Source organism: Pseudomonas sp. P5_152 (assembly GCF_033989915.1).
Lineage (GTDB): Bacteria > Pseudomonadota > Gammaproteobacteria > Pseudomonadales > Pseudomonadaceae > Aquipseudomonas.
This window is the reverse complement of the sequence record NZ_JASFAH010000002.1, coordinates 5169877-5187520: the sequence shown is the minus strand read 5'-3', so window position 1 is coordinate 5187520 and position 17644 is coordinate 5169877. Positions and strand designations below refer to the sequence as shown.

General features: G+C 59.9%; 23 protein-coding genes. 15 read left to right on the top strand and 8 right to left on the bottom strand.

The window, feature by feature from the left end:
* Nucleotides 1-106 precede the first annotated feature (106 nt).
* From QMK50_RS23670 to QMK50_RS23655, 4 genes are all read right to left on the bottom strand, one after another.
* Nucleotides 107-898, bottom strand: coding sequence for a DNA adenine methylase (locus QMK50_RS23670; RefSeq protein ID WP_320334103.1), 792 nt, complete (start codon nt 896-898; stop codon nt 107-109).
* A 155-nt stretch (nt 899-1053) separates the two neighbouring features.
* Entirely contained in the window at nt 1054-1518 is a 465-nt protein-coding gene (locus QMK50_RS23665) for a DUF1353 domain-containing protein (protein WP_320334102.1), read from the bottom strand.
* Between the two features lie 10 nt (nt 1519-1528).
* Nucleotides 1529-2038 (bottom strand): glycoside hydrolase family 104 protein, encoded by a 510-nt coding sequence (locus QMK50_RS23660; RefSeq protein ID WP_320334101.1) that lies wholly within the window; start codon nt 2036-2038, stop codon nt 1529-1531.
* Nucleotides 2039-2326: 288 nt separating this feature from the next.
* Nucleotides 2327-2749 (bottom strand): hypothetical protein, encoded by a 423-nt coding sequence (locus QMK50_RS23655; RefSeq protein ID WP_320334100.1) that lies wholly within the window; start codon nt 2747-2749, stop codon nt 2327-2329.
* Between QMK50_RS23655 and QMK50_RS23650 the strand changes: the two genes are divergently transcribed.
* From QMK50_RS23650 to QMK50_RS23635, 4 genes are read left to right on the top strand one after another with little or no spacing between them, the layout of a single operon-like run.
* Nucleotides 2735-3739: a DNA cytosine methyltransferase gene (locus QMK50_RS23650; RefSeq protein WP_320334099.1), complete on the top strand. Its 1005-nt coding sequence runs from the start codon at nt 2735-2737 to the stop codon at nt 3737-3739. The two genes, QMK50_RS23655 and QMK50_RS23650, sit on opposite strands and share 15 nt — an antisense overlap.
* A complete protein-coding gene (locus QMK50_RS23645) occupies nt 3714-4283 on the top strand; it encodes a hypothetical protein (protein ID WP_320334098.1) in 570 nt (189 codons plus the stop codon). The genes QMK50_RS23650 and QMK50_RS23645 overlap by 26 nt, the downstream gene beginning before the upstream one ends.
* 4 nt (nt 4284-4287) lie before the next feature.
* Entirely contained in the window at nt 4288-4974 is a 687-nt protein-coding gene (locus tag QMK50_RS23640) for a hypothetical protein (RefSeq protein WP_320334097.1), read from the top strand.
* Nucleotides 4975-5023: 49 nt separating this feature from the next.
* On the top strand, nt 5024-5173 hold the full coding sequence (locus QMK50_RS23635) for a hypothetical protein (RefSeq protein ID WP_320334096.1): 150 nt from the start codon (nt 5024-5026) through the stop codon (nt 5171-5173).
* 154 nt (nt 5174-5327) lie between these two features.
* Here the strand turns inward: QMK50_RS23635 and QMK50_RS23630 are convergent, their stop codons facing one another.
* Nucleotides 5328-6005 carry a hypothetical protein gene (locus QMK50_RS23630; RefSeq protein WP_320334095.1) on the bottom strand — a complete coding sequence of 226 codons (678 nt, stop codon included), beginning with the start codon at nt 6003-6005 and terminating at the stop codon, nt 5328-5330.
* Between the two features lie 201 nt (nt 6006-6206).
* Between QMK50_RS23630 and QMK50_RS23625 the strand changes: the two genes are divergently transcribed.
* The 7 genes from QMK50_RS23625 (at nt 6207) to QMK50_RS23595 (ending at nt 12057) form a co-directional block, all read left to right on the top strand.
* Nucleotides 6207-6449 carry a DUF4224 domain-containing protein gene (locus QMK50_RS23625; protein WP_320334094.1) on the top strand — a complete coding sequence of 81 codons (243 nt, stop codon included), beginning with the start codon at nt 6207-6209 and terminating at the stop codon, nt 6447-6449.
* Nucleotide 6450: 1 nt separating this feature from the next.
* The gene (locus tag QMK50_RS23620; protein ID WP_320334093.1) at nt 6451-7500 is read left to right on the top strand and encodes a tyrosine-type recombinase/integrase; all 1050 of its coding nucleotides are present in this window, start codon (nt 6451-6453) and stop codon (nt 7498-7500) included.
* Between the two features lie 454 nt (nt 7501-7954).
* Nucleotides 7955-8599 carry an NAD-dependent DNA ligase gene (locus tag QMK50_RS23615; RefSeq protein WP_320334092.1) on the top strand — a complete coding sequence of 215 codons (645 nt, stop codon included), beginning with the start codon at nt 7955-7957 and terminating at the stop codon, nt 8597-8599.
* Nucleotides 8600-8661: 62 nt separating this feature from the next.
* Nucleotides 8662-8865 carry a hypothetical protein gene (locus QMK50_RS23610; protein ID WP_095169278.1) on the top strand — a complete coding sequence of 68 codons (204 nt, stop codon included), beginning with the start codon at nt 8662-8664 and terminating at the stop codon, nt 8863-8865.
* A 318-nt stretch (nt 8866-9183) separates the two neighbouring features.
* Nucleotides 9184-9747, top strand: coding sequence for an FMN reductase (gene msuE, locus QMK50_RS23605; RefSeq protein ID WP_320334091.1), 564 nt, complete (start codon nt 9184-9186; stop codon nt 9745-9747).
* A gap of 10 nt (nt 9748-9757) precedes the next feature.
* The gene (locus tag QMK50_RS23600; RefSeq protein ID WP_095169280.1) at nt 9758-10945 is read left to right on the top strand and encodes an acyl-CoA dehydrogenase family protein; all 1188 of its coding nucleotides are present in this window, start codon (nt 9758-9760) and stop codon (nt 10943-10945) included.
* An 8-nt stretch (nt 10946-10953) separates the two neighbouring features.
* Entirely contained in the window at nt 10954-12057 is a 1104-nt protein-coding gene (locus tag QMK50_RS23595) for a sigma-54 dependent transcriptional regulator (RefSeq protein ID WP_320334090.1), read from the top strand.
* Nucleotides 12058-12107: 50 nt separating this feature from the next.
* Here QMK50_RS23595 and sfnG read toward each other — a convergent pair whose 3' ends face one another.
* Nucleotides 12108-13208, bottom strand: coding sequence for a dimethylsulfone monooxygenase SfnG (sfnG, locus tag QMK50_RS23590; RefSeq protein ID WP_159994754.1), 1101 nt, complete (start codon nt 13206-13208; stop codon nt 12108-12110).
* 393 nt (nt 13209-13601) lie between these two features.
* On the opposite strand from sfnG, the gene QMK50_RS23585 reads away from it, so the two are divergent.
* Together QMK50_RS23585 and QMK50_RS23580 are read left to right on the top strand one after the other, a co-directional pair.
* On the top strand, nt 13602-14834 hold the full coding sequence (locus tag QMK50_RS23585) for an acyl-CoA dehydrogenase family protein (RefSeq protein ID WP_095169283.1): 1233 nt from the start codon (nt 13602-13604) through the stop codon (nt 14832-14834).
* Between the two features lie 223 nt (nt 14835-15057).
* The gene (locus QMK50_RS23580; RefSeq protein WP_095169284.1) at nt 15058-15735 is read left to right on the top strand and encodes an SOS response-associated peptidase family protein; all 678 of its coding nucleotides are present in this window, start codon (nt 15058-15060) and stop codon (nt 15733-15735) included.
* 11 nt (nt 15736-15746) lie between these two features.
* On the opposite strand, the gene QMK50_RS23575 is transcribed toward QMK50_RS23580, so the two are convergent.
* Nucleotides 15747-16196, bottom strand: a complete 450-nt coding sequence (locus QMK50_RS23575) for a GNAT family N-acetyltransferase (RefSeq protein WP_320334089.1) — start codon at nt 16194-16196, stop codon at nt 15747-15749.
* Between the two features lie 145 nt (nt 16197-16341).
* Here QMK50_RS23575 and QMK50_RS23570 point away from each other — a divergent pair, with 145 nt between their 5' ends.
* On the top strand, nt 16342-17055 hold the full coding sequence (locus QMK50_RS23570; protein WP_320334088.1) for an SOS response-associated peptidase family protein: 714 nt from the start codon (nt 16342-16344) through the stop codon (nt 17053-17055).
* A 96-nt stretch (nt 17056-17151) separates the two neighbouring features.
* Nucleotides 17152-17334 (top strand): hypothetical protein, encoded by a 183-nt coding sequence (locus QMK50_RS23565; RefSeq protein WP_095169287.1) that lies wholly within the window; start codon nt 17152-17154, stop codon nt 17332-17334.
* Nucleotides 17335-17433: 99 nt separating this feature from the next.
* On the opposite strand, the gene QMK50_RS23560 is transcribed toward QMK50_RS23565, so the two are convergent.
* Nucleotides 17434-17622 (bottom strand): SPOR domain-containing protein, encoded by a 189-nt coding sequence (locus tag QMK50_RS23560; protein ID WP_159994750.1) that lies wholly within the window; start codon nt 17620-17622, stop codon nt 17434-17436.
* Nucleotides 17623-17644 lie beyond the last annotated feature (22 nt).

The following is a 17644-nucleotide window of genomic DNA, read 5'->3' as shown; positions in this document are numbered from 1 at the left end:
GTCCAGCATTACCGGTGAACTCGACCGCTTAAGCAGTCGGCACCTACCACCGGAATGCTGGGATTTGCAATGTGTTGTCTCGGAACGCTTACCCTAGTCTGTCATCTCAAAATAGTCCTCCCAACGCCGCTGGCTCCCAGTTCATGAACACCAATTCTCCACTGACCTGAGCTTTACCCTGCCGCTGATTAGTCGTGGTGTAACGAATATCCAGCGCCTCAAAATGAAAGCCCTCAAACACCCGGCGAATGTCCGGGTGGTCGTTGATGCTGACCATCACCCGACCCTTGCAACGGCGCATGAAGTCGGCCATGCGTTCGTAGTTTTCAAACGGAAAGTCGACGCCATACCCTGCGGTCTGCCAGTAAGGCGGGTCCATATAATGGAAGGTATGCGCTCGATCGTAGCGCTCGGCGCATTCCAGCCAGGGCAGGTTTTCGACGTAGGTACCGGACAGGCGTTGCCACGCAGCCGAAAGATTCTCCTCGATCCGCAGCAGGTTGATGGCAGGTGCGGTGGTGGCGGTACCAAAGGTCTGCCCGGAGACCTTGCCGGCGAAGGCGTGGTGCTGCAGGTAGAAGAATCGGGCGGCACGCTGGATGTCGGTGAGGGTTTCGACGCGGGTCATCTTCTGCCACTCGAACACCTGGCGCGAGCTGAGCGCCCATTTGAATTGGCGCACGAACTCTTCAAGGTGGTTCTGCACCACGCGGTACAGCGTCACCAGGTCGCCGTTGATGTCATTGAGGACTTCGACGGGTGCGGCTTGGGGGCGCATAAAGTACAGCGCAGCGCCGCCAGCAAAAACTTCGACGTAGCATTCATGAGGAAACAGGGGAATGAGACGATCGGCCAGGCGGCGTTTGCCGCCCATCCAAGGGATGATGGGTGTAGACATGGATAGCAAGACCTTTACTGTATAAATAAACAGGCTTTAGGCTCGCTCCGCTTTGTGCACAGAGCAGGAGCCTTGGCTGGACTTGCAGGGACAATCTGCGGGGACGGTGGCCGAACTGGATGTTGACGCATCCACTCCGGCCGCTCTTTTTCACTTCAAATAGGCAGCCAGGCAGCCTCGAGCTCTCGCTTCAACGGGATGGTTGAAGGCTTTTCCACGCGAGCCAACTTCCTGTACAGGCTAACCCCCTGATAGATCGCCCAGCGCTTCCATTCTGGCACTCCAAGCACGCCCATGGACTCGCAGAAAATCTCATCGCAGCGCTCACGCGTGATGCTCACCAGCTCGCCGGCGACCACGATGGCCAGGTATTCGCACAGCAGGTCGTGCACAACGGCAGCCTGGCCGTAGCTCCCCCAGGGCGGGATCAGGTTCCACACCAACTGCGGCACGCTAGCCCCGTCGGTGAGATAACCCGCCGGCACGGTGACCCACTGCTCGCTGTACTTGTTGCCCAGGTAGTAGCGAAATGGCGTGACCACCCGCCAGTGATCCGCACCGAGGATCTTGCTGGCTTGAGCGTCGTAGCGGATATCCAGCGGGGCGGTAAATGACTTCATTGCCACCTCCCTAGGACAGCGTCCCGCCTGCCATGCGGAACTGCTTGATCAAGTCCTCGAGGCGGTGCTCGCGCTGGCCATACCCTGCCCCGGGCAAGCTGGCCCAAATGTTCCGGCACTTCTTGATGGCGGTTTCGATTCGACCCGCATGCACGTCCGGCAGCGCCCGACATTCGCGGACGTGCTGCAGGGCCAGCAGATCCTGGCTGATCGGACTGAAGTCGGGCAGCTTGAGCAGCGCCCGGTAATGCGGCCAGTCCTTGAGCATCTGCTGGTAGCGGCCGGAGGCGTTCGAGGTCAGCCCCTTGCTGTTGATGACCTTGGACTTCCGACCCTTGGCGAAGGGATGATCGCTGAAGTCCTTGAACACCTCCGGCTTCCGGTCGATGCCGGTGACGATCACGTCGTAGCCATCCATGGCCGTGGCCGGTGACGTGCCGGTGCCCTCTGCCCAAGCCAACATATCAAGGAAGGCGAGCGCGTTGCGGCTCCCTGCCCGGCTCTCTGAAAGTCTTGCCATTGCTTATCTCCAGGCGAAAAAAAGCCCGCTCAATGGCGGGCTGTTGCTTACTTGAATTAGGAGGCCAAACCGTTGAACGGCGCGGATGGCCCCGTGTTTCCGGTACCGGGCTCATACTCCTGCACCTCGAAAATCACGTACTGGATGGAGTGAACAACCGGATTGTATCGACGCTGACGGAACAGCTCTGCGGGTGTACAAAGTGCTGTAAACGCTGAAATACGATTCATCGTGCTAACCCCACATTCATTCCAGGCTGCCCATTGCCGCCACTTCGGAGCGAACGGGTCATTTCATCGCCATCGGAAACAACAGCGGCCATTGATGCCCGATACGGATCGACTCAAGCAGCGCCCTCATGTCGCTGTAGCGCGCCGCGTCCGTAGGCGCCTGAATCACCACTGAGACCAACCTATTGCCATTAGGAGCCGAGGTGTAAAGCAGCAGGTTGTATCCAAAGCCTCCCAGCGTGCCGGTCTTTCCACCTAACACGTCATAGTCCCCGTTGGTCAGCATGGTTATTGAGCTGATGATGGTGAACGGGCGAGCGTTGGGGCCTGCCACGTTCATCAAGTAGTTCGGTTTTCCCCAAGCATCCAACATCGCGGGATAGCCCAAAGCGGCGACGCCTAGGCGAGCGATGTCACGCGCTGTCGTATGCATCAACGAGTTATGAAGCCCGGACGGATTCATAAAATGGCTGCCAGTCATGCCTATCTGCGCTGCCTTGGCGTTCATGGCCTGCACAAAGCGCAACTGGGGATCACCGGTCGCGCCCTCGGCGGTGAGCAACATCTTTCCCACCACCCTGGCGACTGCTGTACCGGTGCCCGCAATGCCGGCATTGACGTTCTCTGGGCCGCTAACCATTGGCCGGTTGCGGTTGAGTGGCATAGCGCCAACCACCCGGAAACACAGCACGTCTGCCAGGACTTACACCAGGCGCAATGGGAGACGGTCCCAGCGCACGACCTGCTGCTGGCTTCCCCATGCTGCCAGGGACACTCGAAAGCCCGCGGTAAGAAGTCCGGCAACCCGCAGCACGACTCATCACGCTCGACTGCCTGGGCGGTGGTGTCGGCGCTAGAGTTTCACCGTCCGGAGGCTGGGCTGGTGGAGAACGTCGAAGAGTTCACCGACTGGGCGCTGTACCCGGCCTGGGTCGCAGCAGTCCAGGCGCTGGGCTATCAGGTCGCACCGCACGTCGTGGACTGCGCCGACTTGGGGGTTCCGCAACATCGGGTGCGATTATTCTTGGTCCTGACCCGCAGCAAGGCGCCGCTGATGCTCGAGCTGCACCGGCGTCAGCATGTGCCAGCAGCCAGCTTCCTCAACTTCGACGCCGGCCGCTGGTCACAGATCGAGAAGCCGGGCCGCGCCCAGGCCACTCTGGATCGAGTGCGCAATGGCCGCCAAAGCTTCGGCGAGCGATTCATCATGCCCTACTACGGCAAGGGCTCAGGCCTTACGGGGCGCGACATCAACCGCCCGATCGGCACCATCACCACGCTGGATCGTTGGGCCTTGGTCGACGGTGACCGCATGAGGATGCTCAGTGCCGGCGAGGCCCTTGCCGCGCAATCCTTCCCGGCGGACACACTACGCCCGGACAACCACCGACTGACCATGCACATGGCCGGCAATGCGGTACCGCCGCTGGCAGGTCAGCGGGTAATTGAGGCACTTTGGAAGGCTGCTTGAGCAGATCGCGAATTCCAATTACCACTTTAATCAAAGCCTCCAGCATCAACATCAAATCCGTTGCGAAGTCAATGAAAGGTATGAGATTTTCCATTTTTATTACTCCCCGAAAAGCAAGAGAAAAGTTCTCTTTGCTATTACGGAGCCAATTAATCGTGACCAGATTTTTACACCACCCGCAGTAACTCCCTCCCCCTTCAAAGTCAGCCGCTATAGCGGCAAGGACGAAGTCATGGCCACAGAAAACCAAAGCGCTGAGTTCGAACTGAACGGTGCCCAACCCGCGCGCCCCGATCTGCGCTGCTACAGCGTCGGCGATCAAGACTGGGTAGCGGCAACCAGCGAAGACGAAGCCCGGCGTGTGCTGGCAGAGATGAACGGCGATGACCCTGCCGACTACGCAGACTGGGACGTCGAGTTGACCAGCGAAACCATGCTCGACCGGCAGTGGACTGATGAGGATCCGCCGCACGCCGAATGCGGCTGTCTCCGCGACTGGCTGGCAGAAGCAACTGAGCCCACTTATCTGATGGGCACGGAGTGAATCCATGGCCGCAATCAAAGAACGCCCCATCCTGTTCTCGGCACGGATGGTGCGCGCCATCCTGGAAGGCCGGAAGACGGTAACGCGCCGGGCAGTGAAAGGCTTCCAGATCCCTACCGAGGACACGGCCATTCCCGTTGGCGATCGTCAGCGCTGGAGCGCAATAGGTCAGCGAGACCCGCGCTATGGCTTCTGCGTATTTGGATCGACCGAACAAGAGTGCGCCAAGGAGCTGGAAGAGTACGCGCCTTGCCCGTATGGTCGGCGCGGCGACCGGCTGTGGGTGCGCGAGACATGGGGCCTGCAAGTTCGTAACTACGGCGGCGGTACCGGCGAGCACATCGTCTATCGCGCAACCAACCCTGACGCTATTTACTGCAAGTCAGCAGAGGGCCAGGTATACCCAGTGAAGTGGAAGCCGAGCATCCACATGCACAGGCACTCCAGCCGCATCCTGCTGGAGATCACCGACGTCCGCGTCGAGCGGTTGCAGGACATCAGCGGTGACCAGGCAGAAGCCGAAGGTGTTGATGCCGCGATGTGTCAGCAGTTCCTGGAAACTTCACCGAGTCGACACCAGTGCAAGGAGGCGGTTATCCATGGGTTCGCTGGGCTCTGGCAGTCAACCGGCGGCGACTGGAACGCCAACCCCTGGGTCTGGGTCGTCGAATTCAAGCGGATGACCCCATGATCGCCCTCGCCTGGCTCGCCTACGTGTACTGCTACAAGGGGCCGCGGCGATGACCTATCAACCAAAAGGCGGCATGTGTCGCACCTGCACCCATGCCCACCGCAATTGCAGTCACCTGCCTTTCAGCACCATGCCGGTGCTGGCCCGGGACACTCAGATCGTGATCGTCCGCTGCACTGACTTTCAGCGCTGGAGGTAACCCACCCCTACCTTCCGGCGCCACACGCGGCATAGAGTATTTCCCATTACAAACAGAACTTACTTGGAGCAGATCGACAAAATTTTGTGAAGATACCGGAACGATAAACACGTTCGGGGAGGCTCAGCAGGCTAATCTTAGATACTGTGCGTGATTATCCAATGATCTCAGTAGACAAACGATGACCCTGCTGAACCTCTATGAATTTCAATTTAAAATGCCCCCTAAGAGTTTCTTCCGTGTTGAAATCCTCAGTGACAATTTCACTTCCAAGATTCAAGAGCGCGTCAATCTTTCTACTTAACACATCAGTTGAATTAATAGCATGTGAAAGACTAAAATCTTGTAGCGTCGTAATTTCAGAATCTTGCCGACAAATCTGCTCTATTATGGCCTTGAACGTTTCAAGACCTCGAGTTTCCGATTCGATACGTTGATTAAGGAAACTCAAAAGAGTCCTCTTCAAATCAGCTACCTTCATCCTCTCAGCATCTACTGCAGCACATTTAAGTTGCTCCGACTGGGCATCGAATGTAGCTTCTTGCAGTTTGTTCATTATAGAGAACTGATTTCTTTGATCTCGCATTAACTCGCGCTGGAGATACACAGTTTTTAGTACGGCGAGTAAAGTAATAAAGGAAATGAGTGGACCGAACATCCCGCCCATAAAACTACCAAAATTTGACCAGTCTGCTGACTGGTCAGACAATGCCCCATTAAACTTTGATCTATAAATAAAAATTGCGCAGATAAATGCCGCCAAAATAAATGCACTCGAAAAAAACCAAAAATTTTTCAGCGCACCAAACATCAGTTTTATATTTCTTTCCATACTCTCCCCCCTAACCTCCGTAAATGATCGCATTAAGCTATCAGGAGGGGCACCCCAATGCTCACAAAAAACCAAATCACTCCGAAGTGGGGGCGTGCCGAATCCCCCTACAGTTCACCTATCTGGCAGCGATAAACCCCAGCCGAGATGGCAATCTAAATCCACCACCTTCTGCCGCCACGCGCAGCACGGAGCATCACCATGGAAACCGAAATCCTATCAGACGATGAGCTCGCAGATCTCACGGGCTACAAGGCCCGAGCCTACCAGCGCCGGTGGCTGGTCGATCGTCAGTGGGTGTTCGTTGAAAGCCGGGGCAAACGGCCGCTGGTTGGCCGGATGTACGCCCGCATGAAGCTGGGCATGATCTCCCCGACCATTGTCGACCCCAACCCTCCTCCGACGGCGCCGGCATGGACGCCAGACTTTTCGCGAGTGAACTGATATGCGACCCCGGAATACGGAGAACCACCACCTCCCCCCTCGGATGTACCAGCGGTCCAGAAAGCGCAAGAACGGCAAGGTATGGACCGCATACTACTACCGCGACCTATTGGGAAAGGACATCCCTCTGGGCAAGGATCTGGATAAGGCCAGAATCAAGTGGGCCGAGCTTGAAGCCAAAGAGAAACCCCTGGACCTTCGCACTATGAAGGGCATATTCGACAGGTACATCCGCGACATCATCCCGAAGAAAGCCCCGCGGACCCAGAAAGACAACCTGGCGGAGATCAAGCAGCTCCGGCCCATGTTCGACAGCGCGCCCATCGACTCGATCACCCCGGCGACAATTGCCGGGTATCGAGATGCACGATCGGCCAAGGTCCGGGCGAATCGCGAACTCGCGACTCTGTCCCATGTGTTCAACATGGCTCGAGAGTGGGGCCTGACCACCAGGGAGAATCCGTGCCAAGGCGTGCGCAAGAACAAGGAGACGCCGCGGGACTATTACGCGAATGACGTGGTGTGGAATGCGGTCTACCTGAAGGCAGGGCAGGAACTCAAAGACGCCATGGACCTGGCCTATTTGACCGGGCAGCGCCCCGCTGATGTGCTGGTCATGCGCCGGGATGATGTCGAAGGCGGGTTCTTGATGGTTCAGCAAAATAAAACCGGCAAGAAGCTGCGGATCCAGATGGTGAACAACGGGGTGGCGAATAGCCTGGGCCTGCTGGTAGCGCAGATTGCTACTCGAAACGCTCAGCACGTTTCCAGCTATCTGATCGTGAGCCAGAGGGGAAAGAGGATGACCGCGTCGATGTTGCGCAAGCGGTGGGATGAGGCGAGGGAAAAAGCGAAGCAGGCGGCTGTCGAGGGCGGTGACGCGCTTTTGGCGGGACGGATTGCGGAGTTTCAGTTTCGCGACATTCGACCCAAGGCCGCCTCGGAGATCAAAGACATCGATGACGCCAGCCTGCTCTTGGGGCACACCAAGGGCGACATTACCGAGCGGGTTTACCGCCGCATCGGAGCCATCGCACAGCCCTCGAAATAGCCTGAAAACCTGTTCCATAACTCGAAACGCGACCCTTGTAGAATGCGGTCTGCAGCGATGGTGAAAAATGAAAGTAATGGAACAGAAATCAACCTGAAGGCCGCAGTTATAGCGGCTTTACATATCGGTCTTGAAAACCGTCGATGGGCAACTATCCTAGAGTTCGAATCTCTACGCTTCCGCCACATTTATACGACAAAGCCCTGATTATTCAGGGCTTTGTCGTTTCTGGGGTTTGGCTTTCCTGTCGCGAACAGCCAGAAATCATCGTTGATTCCCGGTCATCTCCCTGGCGTCCTGCCAATCGAACACCCATCCCAATCGCCCTGATTCATGACAACAAACTGAAGCGCGTAACATGCTATTAGAAACAAATCCGGCCGGGTTGATGCAGCCATCTGGCCCGGTGGATACTTAAAGCTCTCGCTGCACCACATCACGACAAGGAATTCAGATGACCGACATTCACGGTGAATTCGAGCAGAGCAAGTACTTCCATCGCTCGCGGATCGACAGGCGTTCAGCGGATGCACTCGTTGGCTTGGCAGCAGGCCTCGCCGCCGACGGCGTCGTATCGACTGCCGAAGGGCTGTTCCTCAGGGATTGGCTGGAGACGAATCTGGCCCACCTTGATGATCCGGTCATCAACCTGCTTTATTCACGCCTCGCCAATATGCTCCTGGACGGGGTGCTGGATGCAGATGAATCCCTTGAGCTAATCGGTCTGCTGCAAGGGTTTTCTGGCCTGAGCAGCGAAAAACCCAAGGCTGGCGATCACACCTTCACCCCGCCCAATGACCTCCCCTTCAATCACCCTGAACCCGCTATCACCTGGGACGGCAGTGTGTTTGTTTTCACCGGAATCATGGCCTATGGACCGCGTAAAGACTGCCAGGTCCTGGTGGAGGAGCGTGGCGGCATCATTGGCGGCGGGGTCAGCAAGAAAATTCATTACCTGGTGGTTGGCAGTATTGGCAATGACCAGTGGCGCCATAGCACCTATGGGACAAAGATAATCAAAGCGGTCGAACTCAGAGAGGCCGGCTCCCCTATCGCCATCATCGGTGAGCAGCAATGGCAGCGTGCCCTTTTTGGCTGACGTATTGAGCTGGACAGTCCGACGCGATCTGCTGCAACGCGATGCCCTGCAAGGGTTCCTGAATGCCAAACAAACCACCGGAAAGCAAAGTGACAACAACCGCTGCTGACATTGAGCGATCTATCCAGGCCCTGAACAAAATGGCCGAACGTCTATGGGGCGATGGCAGGGAGGCTGAGGCAAAAGCTCTTCTGGATGCATTGGACGCGCTGAACCGAGCCCTGGATCGAATAAGGATTGGCGAGAGTCGCAGAGTGCTTCATTGAGATACCCCCAAGCTAAGCCCGTACTCGATCAATCGCGGTCCGAAAAGAGCCAATGCGGGCCTTAAGCTAATAACTAAAAAGTATTTATTGAGCGTTTTTTAGATCATCTACATTCCCTCCACGAGCTGTGCAATGTTGTCCCAGCAACAGCGATCCCCGCTGTTGCCAGGGCAACAGTCGCCCAACAGTTCGCTGCCCAAGCAACAGCAGATGCCCTGTAAAAACACCATAAGCGTTTGATTTATATGATTACTCAAACCATGGAACGACTCTTGCTCTGACGGCTGTACATCCCCTACTCGCACAGGAACACAGCCCATGAGCACCCCACTTAAAGTCGTCGCCGTTTCCGGTGGTACCTTTCGCCCTTCGCGCACCCTGGTGCTGGTCCAGGCCATTGTTGCGGAGCTGGCCCGCTACCTGCCCATCGACAGCCGCATCATCGAACTGGGCGACATTGTCCGTCCGCTGGGCAGCGCCCTGTCCCGTCAGGAGCTGCCGGAAACCGTCGAGTTCGAGTTGCAAGCCATCGAATCGGCGGACCTGCTGGTGGTGGCGGCACCTGTCTACCGTGGTTCGTACCCGGGCCAGTTCAAGCACCTGTTCGACCTGATTGGCCACGATGCACTGATCGACACCCCGGTATTGCTGGCGGCCACGGGTGGCAGCGATCGGCATGCGCTGGTAATCGATCACCAGTTACGCCCGCTGTTCAGCTTCTTCCAGTCCGTGACCCTGCCCTTGGGCGTGTATGCCTCGCAGGCTGATTTCAGTGACTACCAGATCACCAGTGAAGCGCTGAACACCCGCATCCGCCTGGCCGTGGAACGGGCTGCGCCGCTGTTCAGCGCCCATGCCGCCGACCTGCGCAAGATAGCCTGAGGAGCCGCTCGTGACCGCCATCAATCGATCTCGACTGCAAACCCCGCTGCAGATCGCCCGCACCCTCGCGGCCGAGTTTTCCCGCACCGCCGCCGAACGCGACCAAGTGGGTGGCACACCGAAGGCCGAGCGCGATGCGTTGCGCCGCAGCGGCCTGCTGGCGATGAAAATCGACCCGCAGTACGGCGGCCTGGGCGCCAGTTGGAGCGACACCCTGGAGGTGGTCCGCGAGTTCGCCAGGGTCGACAGTTCGATCGCCCATGTATTCGGCTTCCAACACCTGATGCTGGCCACGGTGCGCCTGTTTTCGCGCCCCGAACAATGGCAGCCGTGGTTCGAGCAGACCGCGCGCAACAACTGGTTCTGGGGCAATGCCCTGAACCCGCTGGACACCCGCACCCTGTCCAAACAGTTTGCCGGCTACCGCGAGTTCTCCGGGCGCAAGAGTTTCTGCTCCGGCTCCGCCGATTCGGAAATGCTGATTGCCTCGGCGCTGCATGAGTCCACCCACGGCAAGCTGTTGATCGCCGCCATCCCCAGTCATCGCACCGGCATCACCTTGCATGGTGACTGGGACAACATCGGCCAACGCCAGACCGACAGCGGCAGCGCCACCTTTGAACGGGTGCGCGTGGAAGAAAACGAACTGCTGCTCGATCCCGGGCCGCTGAGCACACCCTTTGCCTGCCTGCGCCCGTTGATTGCCCAACTGACCTTCACCAATATCTTCCTCGGCATCGCCGAAGGTGCCTTCGAAGAGGCGCGCAACTACACCCTCAAGGAAACCCGCCCCTGGTTCAAGGCCAGCGTCGAGCAGGCCAACCAGGACCCCTATGTGCTGCGCCATTACGGCGAGTTCTGGGTCGGGCTCCAGAGCGTGCGCCTGCTCACCGAGCGCGCCAACGCCTTGCTCGACCAGGCCTGGAGCAAAGAACAACGGCTCGACGCCGAGGAGCGTGGCCAACTGGCGCTGGCCATCGCCACGGCCAAGGTCGCCGCCACCCGCACCGGCCTGGACCTGGCTAGCCGCCTGTTCGAAGTCACCGGCGCCCGTGCCACCCACGCTGCGCTGCGCCTGGACCGGCACTGGCGCAACCTGCGCACCCAGACCCTGCACGACCCCGTGGACTACAAGCTCCACGAACTGGGTGACTGGGCGCTCAACACGGCCCTGCCCACTCCGACCTTTTACTCATAGGCCCGACCATGCAACTACTCACGCTGCCGCCCTCTCCTGCCCTGGCCACCTCGATACGCGCCACCGCGCAAGTGTTCGAAGACCCCAAATCACAGGCACTGCTGGCGCACCTGCAACAAGTCGCCCCCAGTGATGCCAGCGTGTTGATCATCGGCGAAACCGGGACCGGCAAGGAGTTGGTGGCCCGTCACCTGCACAACCTCAGCGCCCGGCGCAACAAGCCGTTTATCGCGGTCAACTGCGGCGCATTCTCCGAAAGCCTGGTGGAAGCCGAACTGTTCGGTCATGAAAAAGGCGCCTTCACCGGTGCCCTCAGCGCCAAGGCCGGCTGGTTCGAGGAGGCCAACGGCGGCACCCTGTTCCTCGACGAGATCGGCGATTTGCCGATGCCGATCCAGGTCAAGTTGCTGCGGGTACTGCAGGAGCGTGAAGTGGTGCGCCTGGGTTCGCGTAAAAGCATCCCGATCGATGTGCGGGTGCTGGCGGCAACCAACGTGCAGCTGGAAAAAGCCATCAACGCCGGGCACTTTCGCGAGGACCTGTACTACCGGCTGAACGTGGTCAGCCTGGAGCTGAGTCCACTGCGCGAGCGGCCTGGGGATATTCTGCCGCTGATCCGTCACTTCATCGCCGAATACAGCCGCCGCCTGGGCTACGGCGAAGTGGCGCTGGACAGCGAGGCCGAGCAGAAGCTGGTGGGCTACTCCTGGCCGGGCAATATCCGCGAGCTGGAAAACGTCATTCACCACACCCTGCTGATCTGCCGCAATCACCTGATCCGCGTCCACGACCTGCACCTGTCCAACTTGCGTATCGAGCGCCAGGAGGCCAGCAGCAGCGCCACCGACGACAGCGCCGACGCTTTGTTGCAGCAAGCCTTCCAGCGCCTGTTCGAGGAAGAAAGCGGCGCCCTTCACGAGCGGGTCGAGCACGCGTTGCTGCGCGCGGCCTATCAGTTCAGCCACTACAACCAGGTGCACACCGCGAGCCTGCTGGGCCTGAGTCGCAACATCACCCGAGCCATGCTGATCAAGGTCGGTGAGTTGGTGGTCAACAAGCGCCGTCCGACCCAGGATAGCCAGGCGGTGAAAGTTGCCAACCTGTCGATCTGAGCCAGGCCACTGCGCTCATTCAGGCAAAACAATGTCGACCCTGGTGTCCTTTACGCCAATGCCGCGGACTGGGTCGCGAGCGCCTCGCGCTCCAGCTCACGCACCAGCGGCAACACCTTGCGACCGAAGTACTCCACCTCTTCGTGAAAGTGCAGGAAACCACTGAGCACCAGGTCCACGCCCACGGCCTTGAGGGCGACGATCCGCTCGGCAATCTGCTGTGGCGTACCGATCAGGTTAGTCTTGAAGCCATCGTTGTACTGCACCAGGTCTTCGAAGGTCGACTTGGCCCAGTTACCCTCGCCTTCGGGGCTGGAGGCACCGGCATTTTTCGCCTCGCCACCAAAACCGTTGACCGCTTCCGGGTCGGCCTTGGCGATGATTTCCTGCAACACCGCGCGCGCCTGCGCTTCGGTTTCACGGGCGATGACAAAGGCATTCACGCCGATTTTCACCGAGTGGCCATTGATCGCCGCCTTCGCGCGGATATCGTCGACCTGGGCCTTGATCCCTTCCACCGTGTTGCCGTTGGTGAAGTACCAGTCGGAGACACGCGAAGCCATGTCCCGCGCCGCGCGTGAGCTGCCCCCCTGGAAAATTTCCGGGTGCGGTTGCTGCAACGGCTTGGGTTTGAGCGTGTAGTTGTGGAAGCGGTAGAAATCACCGTGAAAACTGAAGTTGTCCTCGGTCCAGATGCCCTTCAGCGCCCGGATGAACTCTTCGGAACGACGATAGCGCTCATCATGGTCCAGCCACGGCTCGCCGATCGCGCGGAACTCGCCCTTGAACCAGCCCGAGACAATATTGACCGCCACCCGGCCATTGGTGAACTGGTCGATGGTCGCCAACTGTTTGGCCGCCAACACCGGACTCCAGGGACCCGGCAGGATCGCGGCGATGACCTTGAGCTTTTCGGTAGCGGCCAACAGCGCGTGGCTGATGGTCACCGATTCGTGCTGGTTTTCCGCGCCATAACCGGCGGTGAAGCGGATCTGCGACAAGGCGTACTCGAAGCCCGCCTGTTCGGCAATCTGCGCCAGCTTGCGGTTGTAGTCGATATCCCAGCTGGTGCGCTGTTCGATCTTGCTGACCACCAGCCCGCCGCTGACATTGGGCACCCAGTAGGCAAATTTGATGTTGTCCTGGCTCATTGCATGTACTCCTGCTGGCAGAGGCCACCGTGGCACCTGCAACAGGACTAGAGCAGCAACCGTGCCACCTGAATTAACCATTATTAATCAAATAGTTATGTGTATTTTCTGCGAAAGCCAAGTGTCGCCCAGCGCACAGGCTGTTGATCAGCTGTTGCGCGCACAACACTGGCGTGCAAAGCCCTGCGCCGCGATGCGCCCTGGTCGTTGTTGCCGGGCGGTCAGCACTTCAGCAAGTTGCCCGCCAGGCGACAGCCATGAGCAGCGGGAATCCCGCCGAATCCCCTGTCATCGCGGGGTTTACCGCGCCAGGCACGGCCTGTGCACTGGCAGCAGGACGCAACAGCTGCACTGCGTTGTTGCTTCTCTTGCCTTCGATTAAGGAACTGCCCCATGACCATCCAGCAGCAGCACCTGCCCCTTGCCAGTGGCGCCGACTACCAGGCCCTGGCCGAGCGCTTCCGGCCGATCTTCGCGCGCATCGCTGCCGGCGCCCTGCAGCGCGAGCACAGTCGCAGCCTGCCCTTTGAGCCTGTGCAGTGGCTCAAGGAAGCCGGCTTTGGTGCCGTGCGCGTACCCGTGCAGTACGGTGGCGCGGGGGCGACCCTGCCGCAATTGTTCGAACTGCTGATCGAGCTGGCCGCCGCCGACTCCAACCTGCCCCAGGCGTTGCGCGGACACTTCGCGTTTGTCGAGGACCGCCTCAACGCCCAGGCCGACACGCCGCAGGACCTCTGGTTCGAACGTTTTGTCCAGGGTGAGCTGGTCGGCAACGCCTGGACCGAAGTCGGCAGCGTGAAGATCGGCGAGGTCGGCACCCGCGTCTCGCGCCTGGGTGAGCAGTGGGTGGTCAGCGGCACCAAGTACTACAGCACCGGCAGCATCTTTGCCGACTGGATCGACCTCTACGCCCAGCGCGATGACAACGGTGCCGACGTGATCGCCGCCGTGCGTGTGCAACAGCCGGGCATCAGCCAGAGCGACGATTGGGACGGTTTTGGCCAGCGCACCACCGGCAGCGGCACCTCAGTGTTCGTCAACGCCGTGGTGGAGCCCGAGAATCTGTTGGACTTCGCCACCCGCTTCAAATACCAGACGGCCTTTTATCAACTGGTGCTGCTGGCGGTCCAGACCGGTGCCGGGCGCGCCGCCGTGCTCGACATCAGCGAAGAAGTGCGCACCCGCAAACGCGTCTTCAGCACCGGCAACGCCAGCCACGTCAGCCAGGATGTCCAGGTGCAGCAAGTGCTGGGCAAGGCTTCGGCGCAGGTCTACGCCGCCCACGCCACCACCCTGCGCGCGGCGACGGCCTTGCAGTTGGCGTACGAAAGCCGCTTCGCCCAGGACCCGGTCGCTGAACGCGCCGCCAACATCGCCGCCGAACTGGAGTCGGCCCAGGCCCAGGTGGTCATCGCCGACCTGGTGCTGCGCGCCACCAGCGACCTGTTCAACGCCCTCAGCGCCTCGGCCACCAGCACCACCAAGGCCTTCGATCGACACTGGCGCAACGCGCGCACCGCCGCCTCGCACAACCCGCTGATCTACAAGGAACGGATCATCGGCGACTGGGAAATCAACGGCACTGAACCGCCGTATGTCTGGCAGATCGGCGCTGGGTCTAAATAGGACGGGGCTTGTAGGAGCAAGGCTTGCCCGCGATGGCGAACCTTCGTCCGCCATCGCGGGCAAGCCGCGCTCCTACAGAGGTGCGTTGCACCTAACTTACCCCGCTGGTGAAGATTGGCCCTGGATTTGCAGTGACTGTAATCGTTATGACCCACGACCCGGGCAAGATCGGGAAAACAGCGGGTCTACTTCGGGCAGCTAGCATCCGACGGGCAGGTGAACTATGTGTGGTCATTTTGTTCAGCACGAGGGCATGGCGGCCTTCATCGCAGCGTTAAACCCCAAAGGCGCGGTGCCTACCGGCTACCAGAACCAGTCGCTGCGGCCATTCAACGTCGCGCCAGCCAAGTGCGCGCAGGTCCTGCACGGTTGCGAGGACGGGCTTCATATTGATGCCGTGCGTTGGGGTTGGGCGCCTTTTGGGGCACGCGGCAAGCAACCTGATTCAGTGCAGATGCCGGTGGAAACCGTTTCGACGCAGACCGATTTCAGGTTGCTCTGGCCCAATGGCCGGGCCGTAGTGCCCAGCGATGGCTGGTACGAGTGGGTGGATGATGCGCAAGCGCCGCATACCCCGCACCTGTATTTCATGCGCCTGCGAAGTCGTCAGCCGATGTTCTTTGCCGCACTGGCCCACATCCATCGTGGAGATGCACCGCACCAGGGGGGCGGCTTTGTGATCCTGACCACCGCTGGTGACACGCGCATAACCCGCATTCACCACCGCAGGCCACTGGTGCTGGCAGCGGACCATGCCAACGAATGGCTTGACCCGATGCTCTCGCCCCAGCGCGCCGAAGAAATCGCCAGGCACCATTGCCTGCCCTGTGCAGATTTTGAGTGGCTCCAGGTCAACCTGGCCCTGGACAACACCGCCAGTCATTTGCGCCGCTCCGCATGAGCCCACCGGTGTCAGGCCAGTGGCCGGCGTTTTTCATAACGCACATCCCGGGCATCCACCCTGTCCACCACCGTCCAGCCCAGGCGCTGATAAAAGCCATTGGCGCGGATTTCCTGGCGGCCATCGGTCACCAGGAAAATGCGCTCATGGGCCCGGAACAGCTCGGCTTCGGCGGCGGCCATCAACAGGCGCCCCAGGCCTCTATTTTCATAGGCCGGGCGGACAAACATGGCAAACACCTCGCCTTCGTCCCGGTCAATCATGGAAAACGCCACCGGCCGTTCATCGACCTCTGCGATCCACACACAAGGCCCCTCCTTGATCGCCGAATTCAACACTTGCGCGGTTATACCCAGCGCGTCCATCTGCTCCCGGCTCAAGTGGTTCTGCGCCACTGAAGTGCGAATCTCGAACAGGCTTTCGACATCCTCCACCGTGGCCATTCGCGTGCGCACACTCATCTGCCCATCTCCTGAAGATCGTGCGCCATTGTAGAAAGGCGCCGGGGGCGGGATAAACAGATTGATTGTTGGAGATCTGTAACCCAGGCCAAAACCCTGCGCTCGCCCTTGGACTAAGCTCAAAGCTCCAGCGGAGGGCTTTCCAATGTGCGGAAGACTTTCACAGTACCGCGGCATTCACGACTTTGTCGCAGCCCTCGGCATGCCCAACGCCCTGGTCAACACCCTGGGCGACGATGCACTGGCGCAGTACAACGTCGCGCCGACCACCCAGGTCGCCCTGATTCATCTCGAGGGAGAAACCCTGCACGCCGATCGCGTGCGTTGGGGATGGCGACCCCATTGGTCCACCGACCACGCCTTGCCAATCAACGCCCGGGTAGAAAAAGTGGCCCACGGCGCGTTCTTCCGGGCGATCTGGCCGCATCGCGCCATCACCCCCATCGACAACTGGTTCGAGTGGGTCTACGAAGGCGGTCCGAACAAACAGCCGTACCTGATCCGGCGCCGCGACCGGGCGCCGATCCTTTGCGCTGCCATTGGCCAATACCCGGCGGGTGGGCGCGAGCCGCGAGCCGATGACGGCTTTGTGATCATCACCGACAGCGTGGGCGGCCTGGTCGACCTGCATGACCGGCGCCCGCTGGTGCTGTCGCCGGAACTGGCCCGGGAATGGCTCAACCTGGGGATGCCCAAGGAACGTGCCGAGCAGATGGTGCTGCACGAAGCGGAGCCTGCCGAGGCCTTTGAATGGTTCAAGGTCGACAGTGCCGTGGGCAACGTGCGTAACCATCATCCGGGGTTGATCACACCCATCGGCAAGGTCCTCAGGGGCGGCGATGAAAAGGGTAATGGCTGACCCGCCCGCGCCTGGCGAGTAGCGGGTTTCTCGACTAGCCTGTGCGCGGTATGCCCTGCAGCCCTACTCGTGCACCATCTTGTCTGGGAGACGAAGATGAACCCGATTCAACAGGCCGAGCGGACCTATCGCACCTGGTCCAACCCGATTCTGCTGGAGCTCAAGGAACGCCAGCATCAACTGGCTCCCACCGACCGTCAGGCCCTGCAGAACGTGCTGATAGAGCGCCGACTGCTCGACACCGGCAACCCGACCGGCCCTGACCGGCGCAAATCATGATGGTGCAACAGCGCACCGGTTCGCGATGGACTGCAGCACGCCGCGGGGGATTGAACACGCCTGCGGGTTGCTTGAGGTCCATCGCGAGCCAGCGCGTGCCTAGCGGTTGGCAGTCGGTGCCGTGCGGGGTTTGTAGCCCGGCAGTGAGGCGGCAAATGCCAGCGCCTCTTCCCGGGTGGCAAAGGTGCCGATCCGGTCGCGCTGCGTGCAGACCCGCCAGGGGCCGCTGTTGACGCTCACCAGTTCATAACCGTTCATGTGCATTTTATTTAGCATGGGCATACTCATAGCCACCTCCATTGAAGTCGAT